This is a genomic window from Chitinimonas sp. (assembly GCF_036568685.1).
GTDB lineage: Bacteria > Pseudomonadota > Gammaproteobacteria > Burkholderiales > Chitinimonadaceae > Chitinimonas.
The window spans coordinates 1-21,096 of the sequence record NZ_DATCSC010000152.1; the positions used below are offsets into that span (position 1 = coordinate 1).

At 64.6% G+C, this 21,096-nt stretch carries 18 protein-coding genes; 3 read left to right on the forward strand and 15 right to left on the reverse strand.

What is annotated here, in order from left to right:
- The 9 genes from VIM95_RS22305 to dusB all read right to left on the reverse strand — a co-directional run.
- Nucleotides 1-1,610, reverse strand: a 1,610-nt coding sequence (locus tag VIM95_RS22305; protein WP_331990161.1) for a diguanylate cyclase, incomplete at its 3' end; no start/stop codon positions are given.
- 174 nt (nt 1,611-1,784) lie between these two features.
- Nucleotides 1,785-2,867 carry a peptide chain release factor 1 gene (prfA, locus tag VIM95_RS22310; RefSeq protein ID WP_331990163.1) on the reverse strand — a complete coding sequence of 361 codons (1,083 nt, stop codon included), beginning with the start codon at nt 2,865-2,867 and terminating at the stop codon, nt 1,785-1,787.
- Nucleotides 2,864-3,322 carry a GNAT family N-acetyltransferase gene (locus VIM95_RS22315; protein WP_331990165.1) on the reverse strand — a complete coding sequence of 153 codons (459 nt, stop codon included), beginning with the start codon at nt 3,320-3,322 and terminating at the stop codon, nt 2,864-2,866. The genes prfA and VIM95_RS22315 overlap by 4 nt, the downstream gene beginning before the upstream one ends.
- A 2-nt stretch (nt 3,323-3,324) precedes the next feature.
- Nucleotides 3,325-4,578: a glutamyl-tRNA reductase gene (hemA, locus tag VIM95_RS22320; RefSeq protein ID WP_331990167.1), complete on the reverse strand. Its 1,254-nt coding sequence runs from the start codon at nt 4,576-4,578 to the stop codon at nt 3,325-3,327.
- A gap of 213 nt (nt 4,579-4,791) precedes the next feature.
- On the reverse strand, nt 4,792-5,595 hold the full coding sequence (locus VIM95_RS22325) for a transporter substrate-binding domain-containing protein (RefSeq protein WP_331990169.1): 804 nt from the start codon (nt 5,593-5,595) through the stop codon (nt 4,792-4,794).
- Nucleotides 5,596-5,759: 164 nt separating this feature from the next.
- A complete protein-coding gene (gene purD, locus VIM95_RS22330) occupies nt 5,760-7,046 on the reverse strand; it encodes a phosphoribosylamine--glycine ligase (RefSeq protein ID WP_331990171.1) in 1,287 nt (428 codons plus the stop codon).
- Nucleotides 7,047-7,169: 123 nt separating this feature from the next.
- Nucleotides 7,170-8,732 (reverse strand): bifunctional phosphoribosylaminoimidazolecarboxamide formyltransferase/IMP cyclohydrolase, encoded by a 1,563-nt coding sequence (gene purH / locus VIM95_RS22335; RefSeq protein ID WP_331990173.1) that lies wholly within the window; start codon nt 8,730-8,732, stop codon nt 7,170-7,172.
- A gap of 71 nt (nt 8,733-8,803) precedes the next feature.
- Nucleotides 8,804-9,040 carry a helix-turn-helix domain-containing protein gene (locus VIM95_RS22340; RefSeq protein WP_144278235.1) on the reverse strand — a complete coding sequence of 79 codons (237 nt, stop codon included), beginning with the start codon at nt 9,038-9,040 and terminating at the stop codon, nt 8,804-8,806.
- Nucleotides 9,041-9,067: 27 nt separating this feature from the next.
- Nucleotides 9,068-10,084, reverse strand: coding sequence for a tRNA dihydrouridine synthase DusB (dusB, locus tag VIM95_RS22345; protein ID WP_331990178.1), 1,017 nt, complete (start codon nt 10,082-10,084; stop codon nt 9,068-9,070).
- A gap of 244 nt (nt 10,085-10,328) precedes the next feature.
- Between dusB and purT the strand changes: the two genes are divergently transcribed.
- Both purT and VIM95_RS22355 read left to right on the forward strand, forming a co-directional pair.
- Nucleotides 10,329-11,525, forward strand: a complete 1,197-nt coding sequence (gene purT / locus VIM95_RS22350) for a formate-dependent phosphoribosylglycinamide formyltransferase (RefSeq protein ID WP_331990180.1) — start codon at nt 10,329-10,331, stop codon at nt 11,523-11,525.
- 82 nt (nt 11,526-11,607) lie between these two features.
- On the forward strand, nt 11,608-13,758 hold the full coding sequence (locus VIM95_RS22355; RefSeq protein WP_331990182.1) for a prolyl oligopeptidase family serine peptidase: 2,151 nt from the start codon (nt 11,608-11,610) through the stop codon (nt 13,756-13,758).
- Between the two features lie 526 nt (nt 13,759-14,284).
- On the opposite strand, the gene lpxO is transcribed toward VIM95_RS22355, so the two are convergent.
- The 6 genes from lpxO to gatC form a co-directional block, all read right to left on the reverse strand.
- On the reverse strand, nt 14,285-15,193 hold the full coding sequence (gene lpxO, locus VIM95_RS22360; RefSeq protein ID WP_331990184.1) for a lipid A hydroxylase LpxO: 909 nt from the start codon (nt 15,191-15,193) through the stop codon (nt 14,285-14,287).
- Nucleotides 15,194-15,303: 110 nt separating this feature from the next.
- Nucleotides 15,304-16,731 (reverse strand): Asp-tRNA(Asn)/Glu-tRNA(Gln) amidotransferase subunit GatB, encoded by a 1,428-nt coding sequence (gene gatB / locus VIM95_RS22365; protein ID WP_331990186.1) that lies wholly within the window; start codon nt 16,729-16,731, stop codon nt 15,304-15,306.
- A 47-nt stretch (nt 16,732-16,778) separates the two neighbouring features.
- Nucleotides 16,779-17,435: a hypothetical protein gene (locus VIM95_RS22370; protein ID WP_331990188.1), complete on the reverse strand. Its 657-nt coding sequence runs from the start codon at nt 17,433-17,435 to the stop codon at nt 16,779-16,781.
- Nucleotides 17,436-17,437: 2 nt separating this feature from the next.
- Nucleotides 17,438-18,883 (reverse strand): Asp-tRNA(Asn)/Glu-tRNA(Gln) amidotransferase subunit GatA, encoded by a 1,446-nt coding sequence (gene gatA / locus VIM95_RS22375; RefSeq protein ID WP_331990190.1) that lies wholly within the window; start codon nt 18,881-18,883, stop codon nt 17,438-17,440.
- Nucleotides 18,880-19,473 carry a D-sedoheptulose 7-phosphate isomerase gene (lpcA, locus tag VIM95_RS22380; RefSeq protein ID WP_331990192.1) on the reverse strand — a complete coding sequence of 198 codons (594 nt, stop codon included), beginning with the start codon at nt 19,471-19,473 and terminating at the stop codon, nt 18,880-18,882. The genes gatA and lpcA overlap by 4 nt, the downstream gene beginning before the upstream one ends.
- Entirely contained in the window at nt 19,470-19,757 is a 288-nt protein-coding gene (gene gatC, locus VIM95_RS22385) for an Asp-tRNA(Asn)/Glu-tRNA(Gln) amidotransferase subunit GatC (protein WP_331990194.1), read from the reverse strand. Before gatC ends, lpcA begins: the two co-directional genes overlap by 4 nt.
- A gap of 232 nt (nt 19,758-19,989) precedes the next feature.
- Between gatC and VIM95_RS22390 the strand changes: the two genes are divergently transcribed.
- Entirely contained in the window at nt 19,990-21,033 is a 1,044-nt protein-coding gene (locus VIM95_RS22390) for a rod shape-determining protein (RefSeq protein ID WP_331990196.1), read from the forward strand.
- Nucleotides 21,034-21,096: the final 63 nt, after the last annotated feature.

Sequence of the window (21,096 nt, forward strand, 5' to 3'; positions counted from 1 at the left end):
GCCTTGAGGGTGATCTCGGCCCGCCGCATCAAGAGGTCGATATCCTGGCCGTGCCGCGGGCTACAGGCGGCACCGCAGCTGAGCTGGATATCCAGTCGCTGGCCTTCGATCACCAAGGACTGGCGGGCAATGTCCGCCACCAGCATCTGCAGCGGGCTCTCGGTCGCGCAGTCGTTGATCAGTGCCGCGAACTGGTTGCCGCCCACCCGCGCCAGCAGCACGCCGGAACCCAGCTTGCGGCGCAGCCGCCGGCCGGTTTCGCGCAGCACCGCGTCACCGCAGTCGTAGCCCAGGGTCTCGTTGATGGCGGTAAAGCGGTTGATATCGAGCAGCACCAGGGTGCGCTGCCGCTGCGGGTCGATGCTCAGCCGCTGCTGGCCACGCAAGAGGAAGCTGGCGCGGTTGGCAAGGCCGGTGGCCTTGTCGGTCATGGCTGCCTTTTCGCGACTATGGCGTAGCCGGGCGGCGCGGTCGGCCAAGGCCAGCGAATAGATGATCGCCTGCAAGAGCAGCGCGCCGGGGCGCACATGGGGCGAACTCAGCCAGTCGGGCAAGAGGCCCCAGCCGTGCAGGTGCAGCGCAAGCTGGCCCAGCCAGCTCGGGTAGCCCGGTTGCAGGTGGATATAGCTCAGCAGCACCGCCGTCCAGGCCAGCACGATGGGCGCCCAGCCGGCCAGGAACAAGAGGCCGGTGCGGTAGTCGCGCTCGCGCAGGCTGGCAATGCCTGGCAGCAGCATGCAGCCGAACACAAACAGCGCCAGCAGGTTGTAGTAGCTCAGGATGGCGCCATAGAGGCCGGGCGCGAAGCCCAGCGCGGTATAGCCCAGGATGCCCCAGCCCACCCACTGCAGGGCGGTCTGCAGGCGCGGGCTGTGGCCGGCCAGATTGTTGAAGCTTATGGCAAAGCGCAGGCCCAGGAAGAGGCCCAGGCCATAGCTCAGCAAGAGGCCATGCAGGGTCAGCCAGGGATAGTTGACCGCCAGGGCGCTGCTGCCGGTACCGAGGCCAGTGATAAAGCTCCAGACCACGGCCACCGCCAGGGTGAAGCCGGTATACCAGCCGGTGGTACGGTCGCGCAGCGCCAGCGCGAACAAGGCGCTGACGATGCTCATGGCGAACAGCAGGGTCAGGAGCTCGCCACGTACCTGGTCGTTGAACTGACTGCGGGCCAGAAAACTGCCCGGCGCTTCCAGGCTGGTGCGAAAGCCGCCGCCTATGGGCATGACCATGCGCAGCTGGGCGGTGGCCGCGCCGCCGGGGGGCACCGCCAGGGCGGCGCTTTGCGGGGTTAGCCAGACCAAGGGGGCCGCCGGCTCTCCATCGGGGCCAGGCAGGCTGCTGAGTTGGCTCTGCACCAGGGTATTGAAGACCAGCCAGCGGTCGTCATCGGCCGCGCCGGCCGCGACCCGCACCTGGCAGACCTTGCCGAGTGCAAAGTCGGCTTCCAGGAGCCGTATCCTGCCGCTGGCGGGTACCGGCTGCCATTGTGCCTGGCCGGGTACGCAGTGGTAGCTCAGCCTGTCCGCCTGCGGGGGCGCGGCCTGGCTGTACAGGCACAGCAGGCTCAGGGTCAGGGCAAGCAGCAGGCGGGTTACCGTGGCAGCAGGCATGGAGGGACCGGGTCAGTAGGCCTCGCCGGCATCGTTGCGATGGCGGTGGGTATTATGTAGCCAGTCTGTCATGAACAAAGGCCACTGGCGAGCAGATGCGCGTTCGAGCGTAGCGAGGCTCCCCGTCGGCGGGCGCCTGCGCTGAATCATCAGGAACCTGCACGCAGGGAGCCGTTAGCTCTGGGCTGCCATCTCGGCCAGCAGCTCGGCCTGGTGTTCGGTCATCAGCGCATCGGTCAGCTCGAACAGGTCGCCATCCATGGCGTTGTCGAGCTTGTACAGCGTCAGATTGATGCGGTGGTCGGTAATACGGCCCTGCGGGAAGTTATAGGTGCGGATGCGCTCGCTACGGTCGCCAGAGCCCACCAGCGATTTGCGCATGGCCGCCTCCTTGGCGTGCGCCTCGCGCTCCTGCTTGTCCTTGAGCCGTGCAGCCAGCACCTGCATGGCGCGGGCCTTGTTCTGGTGCTGGCTGCGACCGTCCTGGCACTCCACCACCAGACCGGTGGGGAAGTGGGTGATACGGATGGCCGAGTCGGTCTTGTTGATGTGTTGGCCGCCGGCACCGCTGGCGCGGAAGGTATCGATACGGATATCGGCCGGGTTGATGTTCACTTCCTCCAGTTCATCCGCCTCCGGCATCACCGCCACGGTGCAGGCACTGGTATGGATACGGCCCTGCGATTCGGTGGCCGGTACCCGCTGCACGCGGTGGCCGCCGCTCTCGAACTTGAGCTTGCTATAGGCGCCCTGCCCCACGATGCGGGCGATCACTTCCTTGTAGCCGCCAAGGTCGCTCTCATTGGCCGAGACGATCTCCACCTGCCAGCGGTTGCGTTCGGCAAAGCGGCTGTACATGCGGAACAGGTCGCCGGCGAACAGGGCCGATTCATCGCCGCCGGTACCGGCGCGGATTTCCAGGAAGATATTGCGCTCGTCGTTGGGGTCACGCGGCAGCAGGGCTTTCTGCAGCTCGGCCTCCAGTGCCTCCAGCCGGCTGGCGCCGTCGGCGAGCTCGGCCTCGGCCAGCTCCTTCATGTCCGGGTCATCCAGCATCTCGCGCGCCGTCTCAAGGTCGGTCTCGGTCTGGCGGTAGGTCTTGAACAGTTCGACCACCGGGGTCAGCTCGGCGTGCTCGCGGCTCAGCTTGCGAAAGCCGTCCATATCGCGGGTGGCTTCTTCGCTGGCGAGCAACTGGTTCACTTCCTCCAGCCGGTCGGCGAGGTTGGCGAGCTTGTTGGCAATGCTGGGCTTCATGCTGGCGTTTTCTTGTAGACGTTGAGGTCGGCCCGCTCCATCCAGCGCTCGGGCGCGGCCAGGGGCGTAAAGCCGTACTGTTGGTAGAGGCCATGTGCGTCGCCGGTCAGGAGTATCCAGCGGCGCAGGCCCTGCAATTGGGGGTGACCGGTAATGCAGTCCATCAGCCACTTGGAGAGACCCTGGCCGCGATGTTCCGGCGCGATGAATACGTCGCCCAGATAGGCGATGGTGGCGTAGTCACTGATCACCCGCGCAAAACCCACCAGCTGCTCGCCATGGTACACGCCCAAGCATAGCGCGCCGGCCACCGAGCGGCAGAAGGTCTCGAAGGGGATGCCCTGCGCCCAGTAGGTCGCGGCGATATAGGCATGGGCCTGGGCAAGGTCAAGGCGGGACGGATCGGTGTCGATCTCGTACTCGCCCCGCTGCCAGCGGATAGCGGCTGGGGTCATGGCTACTCGTCGTCGTGCAGGTGGTAGAGCCGGCGCACCGTCTCGACCAGCGTGCCGTGCTGGCTGGTATCGGCCTGGTTCAGGGCTGCCATGGGGGCGTGCAGGAATTTGTTGCTGAGCGTCAGCGACAGCGATTCCAGCACTGCGGCCGGGTCCTCGCCCTTGGCCAGCAACTTCATGGCCCGCTCCAGCTCGTGCCGGCGCAACCGCTCGGCCTGGTCCTTGAGCGCGCGTATGGTGGGCACCAGGGCGCGGTTGTCCAGCCACTGCATGAATTCGTCGGCATGCCGCTCGACAATGCCGTCCGCCTCGCGCACCGCCTGTTCGCGCTCGGCGCGGCCCTGCCGCACCACCTCGGCGAGGTCATCGACGGTATAGAGGTAGACGTCGGGCAGTGCGCCCACTTCCGGCTCCACATCGCGCGGTACCGCCAGGTCCACCATGAACATGGGCCGGTGCTTGCGTGCCTTGATCGCCCGCTCCACGGCCCCCAGGCCGATGATAGGCAGCTGGCTGGCGGTGCTGGTGACCACGATATCGTACTGCGGCAGCCGTTCCGGCAATTCGGCCAGCGCAAAGGCGTCGCCGCCGTGCTCGCGGGCCAGCGCCTCGCCACGCTCCAGGGTACGGTTGGCCACCGACATGCGGGCCGGTTTGCGCGCCGCAAAATGGGTGGCGCATAGCTCGATCATTTCACCAGCGCCGATAAACAGCACCTTGAGCTCCCCCAGATCCGGGAACAGCCGTTCCGCCAGCTTGACCGCCGCTGCGGCCATCGACACGGAATTGGCGCCTATGCTGGTCTGGGTGCGGACTTCCTTGGCCACCGAGAAGGCCTTCTGGAAGAGGCCGTTCAGCGATGGGCCGAGACCGCCTGCCTCCTGCGCCTCGCGCACCGCATCCTTGAGCTGGCCCAGGATCTGGGTCTCGCCAAGCACCATGGAATCGAGCCCCGAGGCGACACGGAAGACATGGCGGGCGGCATCGCGGTCCGGCAGGCGGTAGAGGTAGGGGGTGATATGGCTGGGATCGATCTGGCGCGACTGCGCCAACCACTGCACCAAGGTTTCTTCATCGCGCGCCGCGGCATAGAGCTCGGTGCGGTTGCAGGTCGAGACGATGGCCGCCTCGTGCACCCCTTTGACCCCGGTCAGCGCCAACACCTCGGCACGCAACTCCTCCGGCGAGAAGGCGAGCTTCTCCCGCACCGCAATGGGCGCGGTCTCGTGATTGAGGCCTAGGGCGAACAGCGACATGCAGGGAAACGGGGGGCCGAGAAAGCCAGGATTTTACCCCAGGGCTTGTGGGGCCTGTTGAATTGCATGCGGCTTGGCAGCTAAACCGGTTGTGTAGACGCCTAGGGGATGGGGTTCAATCAAGTCAAAGACCGCTCGAACCCGCGCAGCAACGAAAACGCCCGGCTGTGCCGGGCGCTTAGGCTGCAGGCGACACCCCTGCGCTGCTTTTACTTATTTTGCGTTGATTTTGAACAAGCGAGTCAGCGGGGTCGCGGTGGACGGACCAAACCAGCGGTTGAAGATCTTCTCGGCTTCGCCCGACTGCTCCATGCCGACGATGGTCTTGTTCACTTCTTCTAGCAGGCGCTTTTCGCCCTTGCGTACGGCAATGCCGTAGACCTCGAGCGAGATGGTCAGGTTGGGAATCTCGAAGTCCTTCTTGTTCGGCATCTTGTTCAGAAGGCCGGCCAGGATGGGTTCGTCGGTCGAGACCGAATCGAGCTGGCCCTTGCCCATGGCAGCGAAGGCCTCGTCGTAGTCGCCGAACAGCACCACATTGGCGGTCGGCATCTCGCGCTTGAGCTGCTTTTCCGAGGTGGAGCCGGTCACGGTACCGATGGTCAGCTTGGCCAGGTCCTCGATCGAGTTGACCTTGCCCTTGCGAACCACGAATTTCTGGCCGGTGATGAAGTAGCCGTAGCTGAAGTCGACCTGCTTCTCGCGCTCAGGGTTCTTGGTCATGGTCGCGATGATCATGTCCACTTCCTTGCCCTGCAGCTTGGGTATGCGCTGCGACGATTCCACCGCCTTGACCACGATGTTCACGCCCATGTGCTTGGCGATCGCCGAGGCAAAGTCGATGTCGTAGCCCGAGATGGTCTGGGTCTTGGGGTTCAGCACGCCGAAGGGCGGCGTGGAATCCTTGACGCCAACGATCAGCGTGCCGCGCTTCTTGATGTCGTCGAAGTCGTCTGCCAGGGCCGATCCCAGCAGCGAAAGGCCCATGAAGCAGGCCAGCAATGTCTTGATTTTCATAAAGGTTCCCCTGTCATGATCGGCGGCGGATTTGCCACTGTCATAGGCGCGCGACCCTACTTGTCAATACGATCTTTCGCCATTAGGGAAATCGTAGACATGAAGCTGGCATAAAAAAAGCCCGCTGCTATGAGCGGGCTCTTTCCAACAATTGTGGCTGACCGCTATTGGGCGCCAGGCTTGCGTGCCAGGGCACGGAAGCCAATATCGTGGCGGTACTGCATGCCGTCAAAACGGATGCCTTCGATCACCTCGTAAGCACGCTTCTGGGCAATTTTCACGTTGTCACCCAAGGCGGTCACGCACAGCACGCGGCCGCCACTGGTCACCACCGCGTCACCCTGCTGGGCGGTACCGGCATGGAAGACATGGGCATCCTCGAAGTGCTGGGTAGCCAGGCCCTCGATCACGTCACCCTTGCGCGGTGCGTCGGGGTAGCCGTGCGCGGCCAGTACCACGCCCAGTGCCACCCGGCGGTCCCACTCGGCTTCGGCCTGGTCCAGGGTGCCGTTGACCGCGTGTTCCACCAGGCCCACGAGGTCGGACTTCAGCCGCGACATGATGGGCTGGGTTTCCGGGTCGCCCATGCGGCAATTGAATTCCACCACGTTGACGGCGCCCTCCTCGGTCACCATCAGACCGGCGTACAGAAAGCCGGTATAGGGGATGCCATCCTTGGCCATACCGGCCACGGTGGGCAGGATCACCTCGCGCATGGCGCGGGCGTGTACTTCCGGCGTCACCACCGGTGCCGGCGAATAGGCCCCCATGCCGCCGGTATTGGGGCCGGCGTCGTTGTCCAGGAGGCGCTTGTGGTCCTGCGAGCTGGCCATGGCCAGCACATGCTTGCCGTCCACCATCACGATAAAGCTGGCTTCCTCGCCCTTGAGGAAGTCTTCGATCACTACCCGCGCACCGGCGTCGCCCATCTTGTTGTCGAGCAGCATCATGTCGATGGCGGCGTGCGCTTCATCGAGCGTCAGCGCCACGATCACGCCCTTGCCGGCGGCCAGGCCATCGGCCTTGATCACGATGGGTGCACCACGTTCGCTTACGTAGGCGTGCGCTTCGTCAGCCTTGGAGAAGGTGCGGTACTGGGCGGTCGGGATGCCATGGCGGGCCATGAAGGCCTTGGCGTAGTCCTTGGAGCTTTCCAGCTGGGCGGCCGCCTTGGTGGGGCCGAAGATCTTCAGCCCGGCAGCGCGGAAGGCATCCACCACGCCCGCTGCCAACGGTGCCTCGGGGCCGACCACGGTCAGCATCACCTGCTCGCGCTGGGCAAAGGCTACCAGCTCGGCAATATCGGTCACCGGTACATTGGTCAGGCCTTCCTCGCGTGCAGTGCCGGGGTTGCCCGGTGCCACAAAGACCTTGCCCACGCGTGGCGACTGGGCAATCTTCCAGGCCAGCGCGTGCTCGCGACCACCAGAGCCGATGACAAGTATGTTCATGTGCTGCCTCGCAGGAGTAGTAAGAAGTAAGGGCTGGGGAGTGGTAAGCCACGTCCCAGGCCTGACGCCTCACACGCAGGAACCCACCCTGCCTTGCGGCAGGTGTGGGTCCCGGTTTTCAGATCAATGACGGAAGTGGCGGATGCCGGTCACGACCATGGCAATGCCGTGCTCGTCAGCAGCGGCGATCACTTCCTCATCGCGCATCGAACCGCCCGGTTGGACGATGGCCGACACGCCATTCTCGGCGATCACGTCCACGCCATCGCGGAACGGGAAGAAGGCATCCGAGGCGCAGACCGAACCCTTGAGGTCCAGGTTGGCGTTCTTGGCCTTGATCGCGGCGATCTTGGTCGAATCCACGCGGCTCATCTGGCCGGCGCCCACACCCAGGGTCTGGCCCTGGCCGCAGAATACGATGGCGTTGGACTTCACGAACTGGGCCACGCGCCAGGCGAACAGCAGGTCCTTGAGCTGCTCGGCGGTCGGCGCCTTCTTGGTCACGACCTTGAAGTCGGCCGCGGTGATGTGATGCACGTCCGGGGTCTGTACCAGGATGCCGCCGCCCACGCGCTTGAGATCGAAGCGGTTGGCGCCTTGCTGCAGCGGTACTTCCAGCACGCGCACGTTCTTCTTGGCGGCGATGATGGCTTTTGCCTCGTCGCTGAAGGCCGGGGCGATCAGCACTTCCAGGAACTGGCCGGTCACCGCTTCCACGGTGGCGGCGTCGACGGTACGGTTGAAGGCGATGATGCCGCCGAAGGCGCTGGTGGTATCGGTGGCGAAGGCCAGCTTGTAGGCGGTCAGGGTATCGGCCGCAATGGCCACGCCACAGGGGTTGGCATGCTTGACGATCACGCAGGCCGGCTCGTCAAAGGCCTTGACGGCCTCCCAGGCGGCGTCGGAGTCGGCGATGTTGTTGTAGCTCAGCTCCTTGCCCTGCAGCTGGCGGTAGTTGGCCAGGCTGCCGGCGGCCGGGTGCAGGTCGCGGTAGAAGGCCGCAGCTTGGTGCGGGTTCTCGCCGTAGCGCATGTCCTGCACCTTCTCCACGCTGATATTGAGGCGGGCCGGGAAGGACTGCTGGGTACCGTCGTCGTTCAGCGAAGTCAGGTAGTTGCTGATCGCGCCGTCGTAGGCGGCGGTGTGGCTGAAAGCCTTCTTGGCCAACTTGCGACGGGTGGGCAGGCCCAGGGCGCCTTCGTTGGCTTTCAGTTCGGCCACCAGTGGCGCGTAGTCGGCAGCGTCGGTGACGATGGCGACAAAGGCGTGGTTCTTGGCGGCGGAGCGCACCATGGCCGGGCCGCCGATGTCGATGTTCTCGATCGCATCGTCAAAGTCACAATCGGGTTTGGCAATGGTGGCTTCGAAGGGGTAGAGGTTCACGCACACGAGGTCGATGCTGCCAATGCCGTGTTCGGCCATCTTGCTGACATGGCCGGCCAGGTCGCGACGACCCAGGATGCCACCGTGGATCTTGGGGTGCAGGGTCTTGACGCGACCGTCCAGCATTTCGGGGAAGCCGGTGTAGTCGGCCACCTCGATCACCTTCATGCCGGCATCGGCCAGCATCTTGGCGGTGCCGCCGGTGGAGAGGATCTCGACACCGAAGCCGGCCAGTTCGCGAGCGAACTCCAGAACGCCGGTTTTATCGGAGACGCTGATCAGTGCGCGCTTGATTTTGACCATTTCACATTGCCTTGCGAGTTTGTAACCATGAAACACGCCCGCGGGTTTCCCGGCGGGCGCGCTGTAATTCTTCAGATGAGGTCGTGGTCCTGCATCTTCTTGCGGAGCGTGTTGCGGTTGATGCCCAGGAGTTCGGCCGCCCGGGTCTGGTTACCCTGGGCCTTGTCGAGCACCACCTCCAGCATCGGCTTCTCGACCTTGGCGAGCACCATGTCGTAGATGGCCTGCGGCGCTTCGCCGTCGAGATCGCGGAAGTACTGCTCCAGCGCATCGCGTACGGCAAAGCAGATTTGATCCTTGCTGGACATGGTGGTCTCTCTCCCCGTGGGTCTTGCTCAGGCGGCTGCTAGGGCAGTCTCGTCTTGGTAAACCAGGCGCTCGCTGCTCTGCGCCAGTTGCTTGAAATAGCTATCCACCGCCGCCAGCTGCTCGGCCGTGCTGTCCAGCCGGTACATGGCCTGCCGGAATTCATTGGAGCCGCGCAGGCCGTTCGTGTACCAGGCGATATGCTTGCGGGCGATACGGCAGCCCGAATATTCGCCATGGAAAGCATAGTGGTCCTGCAGGTGCTCGATCAGGATCGCGTGGATCTCGCTGACGCGCGGCGGCGGCAGGTGCTCGCCGGTGGCGAGGTAGTGCTCGATCTCGCGGAAGATCCAGGGCCGGCCCTGGGCCGCCCGACCTATCATGATCGCGTCGGCGCCGGTCGCGTCCAGTACCTGCCTGGCCTTTTCCGGGCTGGTGATATCGCCATTGGCGACCACCGGGATCTTGAGGCTGCGCTTCACTTCGGCGATCAGCTCATAGCGGGCCGCGCCGTTATACATATCCTCGCGGGTGCGGCCGTGCAGCGCCAGTGCGGCAATCCCGCTGTCCTCGGCCAGCTTGGCCACGCGCAGGATGTTCTCCTCGCCGTTCTTGAAGCCCAGCCGGGTCTTCAGTGTCACCGGCACGGCCACGGCGTTGACCACCGCGTCGAGGATGCGGGCAACGCGGTCTTCGTCCTGCAAGAGGGCAGAACCCGCCAGCACATTGCAGACCTTCTTGGCCGGGCAGCCCATATTGATGTCGATGATCTGTGCCCCGGCCGCCACGTTGTGGCGGGCGGCCTCGGCCATCTGGGCCGGGTCGGAACCGGCGATCTGCACCGCCACGGGCGCCAGCTCGCCCTCGAAATTGGCGCGGCGGCGGGTCTTGTCGCTGCCGTACAGCATGGCATTGGAGGTGATCATCTCGCTCACCGCATGGCCCGCGCCCAGCCGCTTGCAGAGCATGCGGAAAGGACGATCCGTCACGCCGGCCATAGGGGCGACGATCAGGCGGTTGCGGAGCTGATAGGGACCAATGTGCATGCGTGTTCAGGCGGTACAGAAAGCAAAACCGCTGGAAACGAAAGGCTTGAAAGCTTCGGTGTCCAGCGGTAACAGGGGCGCATTCTACCGTCGGCGCGGCAGCTTGCGAAGCAATTTCGCTTAATTTTTGAGCAGATGACGATAGCAGGAAGTCAATCACGGTCGGCAACGGCGGCGATCCGCGGCGAATGCCGCCGCTGGCCGTTACAATGGCGGGCTTCCCACTTTCCAGATGGAAACCATCATGCGCCTCGGTACGCCGCTCAGCCCTTCCGCCTTCAAAGTCATGCTGCTCGGGGCCGGCGAGCTCGGCAAGGAAGTCCTGATCGCCCTGCAGAAGCTGGGCGTGGAGACCATCGCCGTCGATCGCTACCCGAATGCGCCTGGCCACCAGGTTGCCCACCGCGCCCATGTGATCGATATGAGCAATCCGGCCGCCCTGCGTGCCCTGGTCGAGGCCGAGCGCCCGCACCTGATCGTGCCGGAGATCGAAGCCATCGCCACCGACGAGCTGGGCCGTATCGAGGCCGACGGCCTCGCCACCGTGATCCCGACCGCGCGCGCCACCCAATTGACCATGAACCGCGAAGGCATACGCCGCCTGGCGGCCGAGACCCTGGGCCTGCCCACCTCGCCCTACCGCTTCGCCTCCTCGCTGGAAGAGATGCGCGCCGCCTGCGAGGCCATCGGCTTCCCTTGTTTTGTGAAGCCGGTGATGTCCTCCTCGGGCAAGGGCCAGTCCCTGCTCAAGCGCGCCGCCGATGTGGACGCCGCCTGGGCCTATGCCGCCGCCGGCAGCCGGGTGGACCAGGGCCGCGTCATTGTCGAAGGCCTGATCGATTTCGACTATGAAATCACCCAGTTGACCGTCCGCGCCCTGGGTGTCGATGGCCAGGTCGAGACCCACTTCTGCGAGCCCATCGGCCATGTGCAGGTCAAGGGTGACTACGTCGAGAGCTGGCAGCCGCAGCCCATGTCGGCCGCCGCGCTGCAAAAAGCGCGCGAGATCGCCAAGGCCGTCACCGACGACCTGGGCGGCCGTGGCCTCTTTGGCGTGGAACTGTTCGTCAAGGGCGACCAGGTCTGGTTCTCCGAAGTCAGCCCGCGCCCGCACGATACCGGCCTTGTCACCCTGATGAGCCAGCGTTTTTCCGAGTTTGAACTGCACGCCCGCGCCATCCTGGGCTTGCCGGTCGACGCCGGCCTGCGCGAGCCGGCCGCCAGCGCCGTGATCTACGGTGGCATGGAAGCGCGCGGCATTGCCTTCGAAGGCATCGCGGCCGCCCTGGCGGTGCCGCGCAGCGACCTGCGCCTCTTCGGCAAGCCGGAGGCCTTCGAGCGCCGCCGCATGGGCGTGGCCCTGGCGGCCGGCCAGGATACCGACGAGGCCCGCAGCCGTGCCAAGACCGCCGCCAGCGCGGTCAAGCCGGTCGCTGCCTGATCACAGTAATGCGGGGTGCGGCCACAAGCTGCACTCCATCTGCCCCAAGGCAGGCCCCCCAAGAAGAGGAGAGATAGAAGCCATGTTCCGCCCTACCCTGTTGGCCCTTGCGCTGGCCACCGGCGCCGCCCAGGCGGCCCCCCTGGCCGCACCACCCGCCACCCCGGCCCGTGCTGTGGTCGATGACTACTTCGGTACCAAGATCAGCGACCCCTATCGCTGGATGGAAGACATGAAGAGCGCCGACTTCCGCGACTGGCTCAAGGCCCAGGCGGTCTATGCCGATGGCGTGCTGGCCACCATCCCCGGCCGCGCCGCGCTCAAGCAGCGGCTGACCGAGCTGGCCGACGCCAGCATCAGCGTGTCCGGCGTGGAGCAGGCGGCCGACCGGCTGTTCTATCTCAAGACCGAACCGGGCCGTAACGGCCGCCGCCTCTATGTGCGCGACGCGCAGGGCGAGCGCCTGCTGCTGGACCCGGATACCCTGGGCAGCGCAGAGGCCCACGTCGCCATCGACTGGTACTCCCCTTCGCCGGATGGCCGCCTGGTTGCGGTCGGGGTGTCGGCCGGCGGCTCGGAAGACAGCGAGATGCGCCTACTCGACCTCAAGACCGGCCAATGGCTGCCTGAGCGTATCGATGGCGCCGGCCTCAACCACCAGAACGGCTGGCTGCCGGACGGCTCGGGCTTCTTCTACAACCGCCTGCCACCGGCGGACGCGAATGGCGTGCGCGAGCGCTACAACAAGAGCGCGGCCTGGCTGCACAAGCTCGGCACCCCGGTCAGCGCCGACCAGCCCTTGTTCGGCTACGGCGTGAACCCGGCCCTGCCCTTCGATATTGCCGACATCTTCTATATCAAGACCGCACCGGGCTCGCACCATGCCCTGGTCGAGGTGCTGCATGGTGACGCGGTCGAGCACTCCTACTACATCGCCCCGCTCAAGGCCCTGGCCGGCGCCAAGACGCCCTGGCAGCGCATCGTCGGCCCCGCCGACAAGGTGGCCGACGCCTGGCTGCATGGCGATACCCTCTATCTCAAGTCCAACCTCAATGCGCCGCGCGGCCAGCTGCTGGCGCTGGACCTGAAGAAGCCGACCCTGGCCCGCGCCAAGGTGGTGCTGCCGCACGGCGCGGCGGTGCTGCGCGAGGCTGCCATCGCCCAGGACGCCCTCTATGTGCGTGCCAGCGAGGGCGGCGTGGACAAGCTCCTGCGCCTGCCTTTCAAGGGCAAGCTCAGCGAGGTGGCCTTGCCCATCAAGGGCAGCCTGCGCGAACTGGTGACTGCGGAGGACCGCAAGGGGGTGCTGGTACGGCTGGAGGGCTGGGTGGAATCGCCGCGCATGTTTGCGCTGGACGCCAAGACCGGCCAGCTCAGCGATACCGGCCTCTTGCCGCCCAGCAAGGTCGACTTCAGCGCTTATGAAGCGAAGCGCATCATGGTCAAGAGCCACGACGGCGTCGAAGTGCCGATGTCGCTGCTGGCCGCCAAGGGCATCAAGCTCGACGGCAGCCACCCCACCATCGTCAGCGGCTACGGTGCCTACGGCATCGTGCAGGAAGCCCGCTTCACCCCCAACCGGCTGGCTTGGCTGGAGAAGGACGGTGTGATGGCGATCTGCCATGTACGTGGCGGCGGTGAGTTCGGTGAGGAGTGGCACCGTGCCGGCTATATCCAGACCAAGGCCAATACCGCCAAGGATCTGGTGGCCTGTGCCGACTACCTGGTGCAGCAGGGCTATACCTCGCCGGCCAGGCTGGCGGGTACCGGCGGCAGCGCCGGCGGCATCACCATCGGCGGTGCCATCACCGCCCGGCCGGAGCTGTTTGCCGCGGCGCAGAGCGCGGTGGGTGTAAGCGATATGCTGCGCATGGAGTTCACCCCCAACGGTCCGCCCAATATTGCCGAGTTCGGCACGGTGACCAAGGAAGCGGACTTCCGCGCCATGCTGTCCAACAGCCCCTACCATCGCATCAAGGACGGCGTGGCCTACCCCGCGGTGATCGTCACCACCGGCGCCAACGATCCGCGCGTGGATGCCTGGATGCCGGGCAAGCTGGCAGCCCGCTTGCAGGTGGCCAGCAGTAGCGGCAAGCCGGTGATCCTGCGGGTGGACTACGACGGCGGCCACGGCATGGGCTCGACCAAGGCCCAGCAGGTGGCCGAGAGCGCCGATGTATGGAGCTTCTTCCTCTGGCGCATGGGCGTCCCGGCCTTCCAACCGCAGCCCTGATCGCAAACTGTTCGTAAGCAATGAAAACGCCGCTATTCGTAGCGGCGTTTTTCTTTGCTGCTATCTACCTAGGCTCGCGGCCTATGTTTTACGTGAAACATCGCAAACCGGGAGGCCACACATGGTGACATGCCCTGCCCTCGTAGGGCGCAATCCCCGCAGGGCATTGCGCCGTATCATCGCCTGAATCGTTGCCGCAGCACGGGTAGCCGTTTTTGTAGGACGGGTCTTTAGACCCGCGCGGACCGCCCTTTTCTCTTTGCTTCGCCAAAGAAAGAAGGCAAAGAAAGGCGACCCCGGGTTCGCCGCCCCACTACGTGGGGTCCCTTGCGCTTCTCGCACCCTGCGGCCGAGGTGCGAAACTCGCCCTACGGGCTCCAACAACGCGCCCCGGGACAACCCCGCAGAACGCTGCGATGCTCAGCGGCTCACACGGGGACCCCGAACCCCTCCGTGGCTGGCGGCATCGGGTCGAACAAAACAAAACGCCCGGTATGACCGGGCGTTTTTGAGTGGCGGTATTCGCTTAAACCAGCAGGAAGATCCCCAGGATGGCAGCGAACAGGGCCCATTTGAGGGCATAGTATGTGAAGCGGCTCTTGGCCTTCACCCGCTTGCCCCACAGCCGTACTTCCTGAATGTAGGCAAAGGCCTTGTTGATGCCGCCGGTCTTGTCGCCTTCCTTGTTGGGGGCAGCAGCGGCGCCGATCAGGTAGCGGCTGATAAAGCGGTTGATCCAGCGGGCCGGGGGCAGCCACATAGGCCGTTCGATGTCGCAGAACAGGATGATGCGGTTGTGGTCGGTGGTGTTTTCGGCGTAGTGCAGATAGGTCTCGTCGAACATCACCGCCTCGCCGTCGCGCCAGCTGTAGCGCTCGCCGTCGACGTCGATATAGCAACGGTCGTCGTTAGGCGTGAGCAGGCCCAGGTGGTAGCGCAAGGAACCGGCGAAGGGGTCGCGGTGGCGCACCAGGCGGGCGCCCGGCGGCAGGGCGGCGAACATGGCGGCCTTGACGCTGGGGATCTGCTTCAAGAGCTCGGTGGTCACCGGGCACAGCTCGGCGGCCGAGGGGTGGGCCTCGTCGTACCACTTCAAGTAGAAGCGCTTCCAGCCGGTCTTGAAGAAGGAATTGAAGCCGGCATCGTTGTACTTGTCCGATGCCTTGATGTCGCCGGTATCGTAGAGCTTGGCCCCCTCGGCGCTGATCGCCTGCCAGTTGTCCTGCAGCACCTTGAGCTCGGGGAAGTGCGAGACCGGCAGATAGGGCGTGCTCGGCACCTTGGAGAACAGGTACATAAAGCAGTTGATCGGCGACATGAAGGTCGAGTGATCACTGAGCTGGCGCCAGAAGCCCAGCCGCACCCGGCCACGCAGGTGGGTATAGGCGGTTGCTGCCACGAAGGCGAGCAAGATGGCGATCTTGATCGGGGACATGCGGTTCACTTTCCTGCTATCAGATACACCTCATGCCGATATCGGCTGAGGTTTGGGCCCTGCCCGGCCGATAGCATGCCGGGCAGCGCTTTACAGCGTGTTGATGCCGATCAACCGAGCTTGCGCTTCAGTATCTCGTTCACCTGGGCGGGGTTGGCCTTGCCCTTGCTGGCCTTCATGCACTGGCCGACCAGGGCGTTGAAGGCCTTTTCCTTGCCCGAGCGGTACTCTTCCACCATGGCGGCATTGGCTGCCAGCATGCCGTCGATGATGGCCTCGATCGCGCCGGCATCGCTTTCCTGCTTCAGCCCGTCGCGTTCGATGATGGCGTCGGCACCATCGCCGCTTTCCCACATCTTGCGCAGCACATCCTTGGCGGTCTTGTTGTTGATGGTGCCATCCATGACGCGCTTGATCAGCAGCGCCAGGGCCTCGGCCTTGACCGGGCTGTCGGCAAGCTCGCGTTCTTCGCGGTTCAGCGTGGCCGATACCTCGCCCATGATCCAGTTGCTGGCGAGCTTGGCATCCGCACCCGCAGCCACGGTGGCCTCGAAGTAGGCGGCCAGGTCCTTGCTGGCGGTCAGCGTGCCGGCGTCGTAGCCGGGCAGGCCGTACTGGCTCTCAAAGCGCGCCTGCATGGCCTCCGGCAGCTCGGGCAGCTCGCCCTTCACGCGTTCTATCCAGTCCTCGCCGATCACCAGCGGCGGCAGGTCCGGGTCGGGGAAGTAGCGGTAATCGTGTGCGTCTTCCTTGCTGCGCATCATGCGGGTCTCGCCGGTATCCGGGTCGAACAGCACGGTGGCCTGCTGGATCTTGTGGCCGTCCTCGATCTGCTCGATCTGCCACTGCACCTCGTACTTGATCGCCTGCTCCATGAACTTGAAGCTGTTCAGGTTCTTGATCTCGCGGCGAGTGCCGAACTCGGCCTGGCCCTTGGGGCGGACCGAGACGTTCACGTCACAGCGGAAGCTGCCTTCCTGCATATTGCCGTCGCAGATGCCGATCCAGGTCACCAGGGAATGCAGCGCCTTGGCATAGGCAATCGCCTCGGCCGCGGAGCGCATATCGGGCTCGGAGACGATCTCGAGCAATGGCGTGCCGGCCCGGTTCAGGTCGATGCCGCTCATGCCGTGGAAGTCTTCGTGCACCGACTTGCCGGCGTCCTCTTCCAGGTGGGCGCGGGTCAGGCGGATCACCTTGTCCTCGTCGCCGACGCGGATGGTGATCTGGCCACCCTCCACCACCGGTAGCTCGAACTGGCTGATCTGGTAGCCCTTGGGCAGGTCGGGGTAGAAGTAGTTCTTACGGGCGAACACCGACTTGCGGTTGATCTTGGCGCCGATGGCGAGGCCAAAGCGGATCGCCTTGTCCACCGCCGCCTTGTTCATCACCGGCAGCACGCCAGGCAGGGCGATATCCACCGTGCTGGTCTGGGTGTTGGGCTCGGCGCCGAAGGCGGTGCTGGCGGAGGAGAAAATCTTCGATTGGGTCGAGAGCTGGGTATGGATTTCCAGCCCGATAACGACTTCCCATTGCATGATTCAAACTTTCTTTGAAGTGGACGGCTGCCTACTTATGTTGTTTCTCAAACCAGACTGAACCGAAGCACGCCGTACATAGCGCCATGTACGCTAAAGCGGAAGATTTTCCCACTGTCAGGTCTGCTGACGGTGTTGCATTCAATGTCTTGGCTATAGGTGCTGAAACCGCATCGAGTGCGCGAGATGGTTTCAAAGTCCCCTTGACTGCTCATGCGTAGCGTCTGGCTGGCGTTGGCCTGGTTGGTGTAGGCGACCAGATAGGCGGCGCCTTTGGGCACCGCAACGCGTAGACGTATCGCACTCTTGCCCGTGTTCTCCACCATGGTTTCCCACTGATTCACACCAGTGAAGGCCTTGATAGGCTGGAATTGGCTGTCAATGAAGATCAGGTTGGGAATGTGGATACCATGGGTCATCGCATAGGAGCGAACCTCGACCTTGCGGTTCTCCGCAGCATCGACCTTTACGCCGGCAAAGCCAACCAGCTCTCCACCAAAGCCCATCTGAGCCGAGTCCGGCGAGATCGCAAGCAAGGTAGGCTTGTCCGCAAGCAAGGGGCTGAATACATACTCATTCAGCGATTCGCAGCAATTGCTCTGGGCCGACAGCGGCGAGGTGTTGTCTGCAATATCGGCAAAGGCGGCGCCTACGCACAGCCATGAAATTGCACCGAACAAGGCAAGGGAGCGGGTTGTACGCATGCTCAGGCCGGTGCCTTGGTGTGCCAGTCGGTCGCCTGCTGGAACTGGTGAGCGGCGTTCAGGAGCTTGGCCTCGGCAAAGTAGTTGCCGATCAGTTGCAGGCCTACCGGGCGGCCGTTGCTGCCAAAGCCCACCGGGTGGGCTATGCCGGGCAGGCCAGCCAGGTTCACACCCAGGGTGTAGATGTCTTCCAGATACATGGCGACCGGATCATCGCCCTTGGCGCCCAGGGTCCAGGCGGTGGTTGGCGCGGCCGGCGCGGCGATCACGTCGCACTGGGCAAAGCCGCGCTGGAAGTCCTCGGACAGCAGGCGGCGGACCTTCTGCGCCTTCAGGTAGTAGGCGTCGTAGTAACCGTGGCTCAGCACATAGGTACCGGTCAGGATGCGGCGCTTGACCTCGGTACCAAAGCCCTCGGCGCGGCTGCGCTCATACATATCGTTGAGGTCGGTGTACTCGGCCGCGCGGTGGCCGTAGCGCACGCCGTCAAAGCGGCTCAGGTTGCTCGATGCCTCGGCCGGCGCAATCACGTAGTAGGCCGGGATGGCCAGCTCGGTGCGCGGCAGGCTGATTTCCACCACCTCGGCGCCCAGCTTCTTGTACTCGGCCAGTGCCGCTTCAATGGCAGCGGCGACATCCGCTGCGAGGCCCGCACCGAAGTATTCCTTGGGCAGGCCGATGCGCAGGCCCTTGAGTGGCTGGTTCAGCTCGCGGGTGTAGTCTTCCTTCGCGAGCTCCAGGCTGGTGGAGTCGCGCTCGTCGTAGCCGGCCATCACGTTCAGCATCAGCGCGCAGTCCTCGGCGGTCTGGGCGATGGGACCTCCTTGGTCCAGGCTGGAGGCGTAGGCCACCATGCCGTAGCGGCTGACGATGCCATAGGTGGGCTTGAGGCCGGTCACGCCGCAGAAGGCGGCCGGTTGGCGGATGGAGCCGCCGGTGTCGGTCGCGGTGGCGGCCGGTGCCAGGCGGGCGGCCACCGCAGCGGCCGAGCCACCCGAGCTGCCACCGGGTACGGCGGTTGGGTCCCAGGGGTTGCGGGCCGGGCCAAAGGCGCTGTTCTCGTTGGAGGAGCCCATGGCGAACTCGTCCATATTGGTGCGGCCCAGGGTCACCAGGCCGGCGGCATTGCAACGTTCCACCACACCTGCGTCATAGGGCGAGACGAAGTTCTCCAGCATCTTGGAGCCGCAGGTGGTCTTCCAGCCCTCGGCGCAGAAGATGTCCTTGTGGGCGATCGGCACCCCGGTCAAAAGACCGGCCTTGCCGGCGGCGCGTTGCGCATCGGCGGCGCGGGCCATGGCCAGGGTCTGTTCCGGTGCCACGGTGATAAAGGCGTTGAGGGCTGGCTGGCTGGCGGCAATGCGCGCCAGGTAGTCGGTGGCCAGTTCAACGGCGGAAGTCTTGCCGGAAGACAGCAGTTCGGCGGCTTGTTTCAGTGTATGGCTCATGGCTGCTCTACGTACCCTACCCCACGCTCGACCAGGTCGATGAGGATGTGGATGACCTTGATATGGATTTCCTGGATGCGGTCGGCATAGCCGAAGTGCGGCACGACGATCTCGGCGTCGCCCAGGCCCTTCAGTTGCCCACCGTCCTTGCCCAGCAGCAGGATCACCTGCATGCCGCGGCTACGGGCGGCCTCGACCGCGCGCAGGATGTTCTTGGAATTGCCGCTGGTGCTGATGCCCAGCAATACGTCGCCGGCCTGGCCCACGCCCTCGATAAAGCGCGAGAACACGAACTCGAAGCCATAGTCGTTGCCCACGCAGGAGAGGTGCGAGGGGTCGGAGACGGCAATCGCGCCCAAGGCAGGACGGTTGTCGCGGTAGCGGCCGGTCAGTTCCTCGGCAAAGTGCATGGCGTCGCAGTGCGAACCGCCATTGCCGGCCGAGATCACCTTGTGGCCGGCCTGGAAGGAGGCGACCAGCAACTGGCTGGCGCGCTCAACCGAAGCGATAAAGCTGTCGTCCGCCAGCACGCGTTCCAGGAGCGTGCGGCCCTCGTCCAGGGTGGCGCGGATATGGGCGGCGGCGCTCATTCGATGACCTTGGGCACGAGGTAGAGACCGTTCTCCACCGCCGGCGCCACGGCCTGGAAGGCCTCGCGGCGATTGGGCGCGGTGGCCAGGTCCTCGCGCAGGCGCAGGGCCACGTCGCGGGCATGGCTCATGGGCTCGACGCCCTCGGTATCGATGGACTGCAGCTGCTCGATCAGGCCGAAAATACCGTTCAATTTCTGGCCAACCTCGGCCACTTCCTGGTCATTGACCCGCAGGCGGGCCAGTCGGGCGATGCGGCGGACGTCGGCATCAGTCAGGGACATGGTAAAAACCCTTCAAATCTTTAATCTTGCAAGCCCGTTAGGGTAACATACCGGGTTTATCGCGCCCAAGCCTTGGGGTAACGCGCGACTGCGCAAGCAGGCACGCAAGGCGTTGACTCTCAAGGACAAAAGCAAGCAGGCCGGTAACAGGGACAAACAGCGCAGGTCCGTCACGGGGTGTGGCGGCTGCATACGGCGCCTGGCGCCGCAGACACAGGACTTGGATTTACACATGATCGGATCTCTGAGCGGCTACTTCTCCAACGACCTGGCCATCGACCTTGGCACGGCCAATACCCTGATCTTCGTCTCGGGCAAGGGCATCGTGCTCGACGAACCCTCGGTCGTCGCCATCCAGCAGGAAGGCGGCCCCAGTGCCAAGAAGACCATCCTCGCGGTCGGTGCCGAAGCCAAGAAGATGCTGGGCCGCACCCCTGGCAGCATTACCGCCATCCGCCCGATGAAGGACGGCGTGATCGCCGACTTCACCATCACCGAGCAGATGCTCAAGCAGTTCATCAAGAAGGTGAACCCCAGCCGCCTGTTCGCCGCCAGCCCGCGCATCGTGATCTGTGTGCCCTGCGGTTCCACCCAGGTGGAGCGTCGCGCGATCAAGGAATCGGCACTGGGTGCTGGTGCCCGCAAGGTCGAGCTGATCGAAGAGCCCATGGCCGCGGCCATCGGCGCTGGTCTGCCGGTTGAAGAAGCCACCGGCTCCATGGTGGTGGATATCGGTGGCGGTACCACCGAGGTCGGCGTGATCTCGCTGGGTGGCATTGTCTACGCCAACAGCGTGCGCGTCGGTGGCGACAAGTTCGACGAAGCCATCATCAACTACATCCGCCGCAACTACGGCATGCTGATCGGTGAAACTACCGCCGAGTCGATCAAGAAGGCCATCGGTTCGGCCTTCCCCGGTGCCGAAGTGCGCGAAATGGAAGTGAAGGGTCGCAACCTCGCCGAGGGCATCCCGCGTTCCTTCACCATTTCCTCCAACGAAATCCTCGAAGCGCTGACCGAGCCGCTCAACCAGATCGTCTCCGCGGTCAAGCAGGCCCTGGAACAGACCCCGCCGGAACTGGGCGCCGACATTGCCGACAAGGGCATGGTGCTGACCGGTGGTGGCGCGCTGCTGCGCGACCTGGACCGCCTCCTGATGGAAGAGACCGGTCTGCCGGTGATCGTCGCCGACGACCCGCTGACCTGCGTGGTGCGTGGCTCGGGCAAGGCGCTCGAGAAGATGGACAAGGTCGGTACGATCTTCACCAACGACTGATCCTAACCACTTGCGATCAAGGGTGAGCCGAGCGAAGTTGCGACTTCCCGCCTCACCCTTCTT

Bases quoted from the DNA above. Each gene is read 5' to 3' on its own strand.
- prfA (WP_331990163.1), bottom strand. From the start codon at position 2,867: ATGAAGCCCAGCATTGCCAACAAGCTCGCCAACCTCGCCGACCGGCTG.
- VIM95_RS22315 (WP_331990165.1), bottom strand. From the start codon at position 3,322: ATGACCCCAGCCGCTATCCGCTGGCAGCGGGGCGAGTACGAGATCGAC.
- hemA (WP_331990167.1), bottom strand. From the start codon at position 4,578: ATGTCGCTGTTCGCCCTAGGCCTCAATCACGAGACCGCGCCCATTGCG.
- VIM95_RS22325 (WP_331990169.1), bottom strand. From the start codon at position 5,595: ATGAAAATCAAGACATTGCTGGCCTGCTTCATGGGCCTTTCGCTGCTG.
- purD (WP_331990171.1), bottom strand. From the start codon at position 7,046: ATGAACATACTTGTCATCGGCTCTGGTGGTCGCGAGCACGCGCTGGCC.
- purH (WP_331990173.1), bottom strand. From the start codon at position 8,732: ATGGTCAAAATCAAGCGCGCACTGATCAGCGTCTCCGATAAAACCGGC.
- VIM95_RS22340 (WP_144278235.1), bottom strand. From the start codon at position 9,040: ATGTCCAGCAAGGATCAAATCTGCTTTGCCGTACGCGATGCGCTGGAG.
- dusB (WP_331990178.1), bottom strand. From the start codon at position 10,084: ATGCACATTGGTCCCTATCAGCTCCGCAACCGCCTGATCGTCGCCCCT.
- purT (WP_331990180.1), top strand. From the start codon at position 10,329: ATGCGCCTCGGTACGCCGCTCAGCCCTTCCGCCTTCAAAGTCATGCTG.
- VIM95_RS22355 (WP_331990182.1), top strand. From the start codon at position 11,608: ATGTTCCGCCCTACCCTGTTGGCCCTTGCGCTGGCCACCGGCGCCGCC.
- lpxO (WP_331990184.1), bottom strand. From the start codon at position 15,193: ATGTCCCCGATCAAGATCGCCATCTTGCTCGCCTTCGTGGCAGCAACC.
- gatB (WP_331990186.1), bottom strand. From the start codon at position 16,731: ATGCAATGGGAAGTCGTTATCGGGCTGGAAATCCATACCCAGCTCTCG.
- VIM95_RS22370 (WP_331990188.1), bottom strand. From the start codon at position 17,435: ATGCGTACAACCCGCTCCCTTGCCTTGTTCGGTGCAATTTCATGGCTG.
- gatA (WP_331990190.1), bottom strand. From the start codon at position 18,883: ATGAGCCATACACTGAAACAAGCCGCCGAACTGCTGTCTTCCGGCAAG.
- lpcA (WP_331990192.1), bottom strand. From the start codon at position 19,473: ATGAGCGCCGCCGCCCATATCCGCGCCACCCTGGACGAGGGCCGCACG.
- gatC (WP_331990194.1), bottom strand. From the start codon at position 19,757: ATGTCCCTGACTGATGCCGACGTCCGCCGCATCGCCCGACTGGCCCGC.
- VIM95_RS22390 (WP_331990196.1), top strand. From the start codon at position 19,990: ATGATCGGATCTCTGAGCGGCTACTTCTCCAACGACCTGGCCATCGAC.